Genomic DNA, 3,029 nt, shown 5'->3' on the forward strand with positions numbered 1-3,029 from the left:
TTGGACTTGTGGGTTGCATCGATGATGGTGTGCGGCAGGCCGTCGTCGCTGTTGAGGTATTCGGTTTTATTGCCCAGGGCGTCGACTTCGGCGATCAAGTTACCCTTGGCGTCGTAGCGGGCCTGCCAGACACTGCCGTCCAGGAAGGTCGTTTCCGTGACCAGCGTAGTGCCGAGGTGGTACTTGTATTTGATCTTGCGACCCAGTGGGTCGGTTTCTTCAAGCAAACGCGAAAAGTCGTCGTACTTGAACCCCAACCGGTTGTCATCCGGCAGCTTGAGACCGGTCATGTTGCCGGCTTCGTCGAGGTCGATGGCGTACTGCTCACCGCCGAAGTCGCGAAAATGGATTCGTTCAATTATTAATCATTTTTAGCGTGAATTGTAAGAACGCGCTTGCACAGCATTTTTAGATTAAAGAGGAAAGTGGCTTAAGAAAACCTTAAGCCACTCTAGAGATAAAATTTTAAAGAACGGCACAAACCCCACTAGTTTTTGACTACCAATGAACAACCAAACACATCCATGAAATGCTGCGCCACCAGTACAACGGAGCGCTGCACCGTTTACATACAAACATCAGAGAGCGGTTTTTTTCCACTTATCACCACTTTTTGTTTCTTTTTTCACTATCAGCCAACCATTTCCAGTATCTTTTAGAACAAACTTATATACAGCCTTTAGCCTAGCCATCTGCTCGACAACCACAGCGTAATTTTTACCTTCTTGAACAGGCTTGTTTATTACATCCCTCTCTGGATCATAAGTCGGAGGAGACCCACAACCGAGATCTACAAGCCTAGCCCAGCTTCGCTCATCTGACACAGAAAACCTGGTTAAAACCTTCTTAAGCTCGAGTTCATACTTTTTATCACAGTCAGAGGTATTTTTTTCCGCATCGATCAGGCTCATTTGCTCATCGCGAAAAGCCGTCTCCCAATCTCGCATTTCTGACATAAAGCCTTTCAACGCCTCAACCACCGAAACTTCTTTTTCCATAACAAACTCCTACCAAGCACAACAATACAATTGCGAACAGCAGAATAAAAACCAGAAATCCTTTGCCGTGACGGAAGGTGGAGATCAGCTGACCTGTCACCGTTGAAGCGGCTGTGGATGATTGCTGCCTGAGATGAGTACTTCCCTAGTGGTTGGTTTTATAAAACATCGTAATCCAGACCGGTGTTAGTGAAAAAAGCGGAAAATGACAATCATTGTCCGCCTCGCTGTGCAGGTCATCGCGATACCTGTCACAGCTCCTCTGGCCTTCGATTTTACAGGTCGATCTCAGATTCGTCCTTTAACCCCTCAACAAAAGCGTCAAACGAACTTGCGAGCCAACGATAGGCCTTTGCATGATTGGCGGCATAACTACTATTCGAATCAAAGGAATCAGTTGCGTAAAAACACACATCACCATCAGTCAAATCCAGACAGAAAAAGTTACCACCATCGTCAGTCGCAAACGGCAGCAATGTTTTAGGTATCACATTTTTAGAGGTCATCACAGCATAACAGCCGCTTAAATATTTTGTCTCTGCAGCATCCAAAGCACCACTAGCTGCAACTGCTTTAAATTTCTTTAATCGAACAGGCTCATATTCATCACCACTATCCCACCAATCTCTATCTGCAACCCCACCACTATGAGTTAAATAAAAATTTTTAAAGCCTTCAGGCAATGTATGCCCTATCTCATCCTCCAGTAAACTGAGATCAGAGCTATTCACTTTCGGATCGGACTTCGACATTTTCAGTACACCCATCATTGTCTCCTTACTAACAAGTTGTAGAGGCAGCTTTCGGAGTCCGCCCATTCAGCCGGCGGCGTCGTAGCGGAATTCGTCGCTGTCGAGCAACTGACCGATGTCGCGGCTGTGCAGTTGGCCGTTGGCTTCGTACTCGTACTTGATCTCGCCGCGCAGTTTGTCGAGGGAGCGGGTCAACTCGCCGGCCGGGTCGTATTGGTGACGGCGGTGGATCGGGTTGTAGGTGTGCTCGACCCGCAGGTCGGGCTGGATGCCAGGGTTGTGCAGGCGCGAGGCGAACTGCCAGCTCTTGCGACCCATGGCGTCGAAGCCGAAGCATCTGAAGCGACTGAGATCAAATTCCCAGCCACTTAATTAGATAAAACTCATGGAATTTTAGCCAACTCCTTTTCAATCTTGCTTGTATTATTAATATCTCCACCTTTATCCACGTAGGCGTGCCAAGCTGGAACTGCCTTCTTGAATAGCTCGAGGCATTGAGAAGTGACATCTGATTTTTTTATAACCAAATCCATCTTCAAATTACCATCACTATCAAATGGCTCCTTATAAATAAGACCACGCACCTTAAGGAAACTCATTAGAACTGTATACCGCACAACTATCTGCCTCTGATATTCGGCGCTTTTATTTCTAGACATTAGCATCGGTATGCTGCACAAAGTAAAATCCAAATCACTCATTACCAAACTCCTATTACCTTGCACGAATCACTGTCGACACATCAGTTACTTCAATCAATTTTTTGGTACCCGGCTCGCGCACAAAAACTCCACCCGCCTCTCGAATTCTCATTTCTTTTTCCAGCTGCGCAAATTTCGAAGCGGTCAAACTTGTAATTTCTTTCGCCGTGCCGGAGCCATCAGCATTCTTAACAACAAAATCAACTCGACGCCCCTCACCGGTTAACGGGTCCTTGACTATTTTCCCCTCAGCATTACGTAGATACCTTTCGCCGAGAACATTTTTCTTACCGTAACGTTTCTCGAATATTGCTTTGGCTCTAGCCTCTCGAGCAGAGCCAGCCACTTTGTTTGGTATGCATTCCCATCCCCACGGATCAGTCCATGCAGTCGTGTTTGGAGCATAGCTGTAGAGATTGTAACCCCCAAACAATCCTATTGGATCCTGCGTTACAAACCGCCCCACCTCCGGATCGTAATACCGAAACGTGTTGTAGTGCAGCCCCGTCTCGTCATCGAAGTACTGCCCCTGAAACCGCAGGTTCTGCTCGATATCATTGACCGCCAGCCTTTCAACC

At 47.0% G+C, this 3,029-nt stretch carries 4 protein-coding genes and 2 pseudogenes; all 6 read right to left on the reverse strand.

The window, feature by feature from the left end; translation table 11 throughout:
- Positions 1-341: pseudogene (locus ACM6IT_RS23095) on the reverse strand (hypothetical protein); the annotation flags it as partial.
- A 237-nt stretch (positions 342-578) separates the two neighbouring features.
- On the reverse strand, positions 579-998 hold the full coding sequence (locus ACM6IT_RS23100; RefSeq protein ID WP_056725177.1) for an NTF2 fold immunity protein: 420 nt from the start codon (positions 996-998) through the stop codon (positions 579-581).
- 275 nt (positions 999-1,273) lie between these two features.
- On the reverse strand, positions 1,274-1,765 hold the full coding sequence (locus ACM6IT_RS23105) for an SMI1/KNR4 family protein (protein WP_056725175.1): 492 nt from the start codon (positions 1,763-1,765) through the stop codon (positions 1,274-1,276).
- Positions 1,766-1,822: 57 nt separating this feature from the next.
- Positions 1,823-2,086 (reverse strand): annotated as a pseudogene (locus tag ACM6IT_RS23110) (sugar-binding protein); the annotation flags it as partial.
- Between the two features lie 47 nt (positions 2,087-2,133).
- Positions 2,134-2,451, reverse strand: a complete 318-nt coding sequence (locus tag ACM6IT_RS23115; protein WP_056725172.1) for a hypothetical protein — start codon at positions 2,449-2,451, stop codon at positions 2,134-2,136.
- Positions 2,452-2,464: 13 nt separating this feature from the next.
- A partial coding sequence (locus ACM6IT_RS23120; RefSeq protein ID WP_414918756.1) for an RHS repeat-associated core domain-containing protein occupies positions 2,465-3,029 on the reverse strand: 565 nt, incomplete at its 5' end.

Source organism: Pseudomonas sp. IT-P4, assembly GCF_949767755.1.
Classification (GTDB): domain Bacteria; phylum Pseudomonadota; class Gammaproteobacteria; order Pseudomonadales; family Pseudomonadaceae; genus Aquipseudomonas; species Aquipseudomonas monachiensis.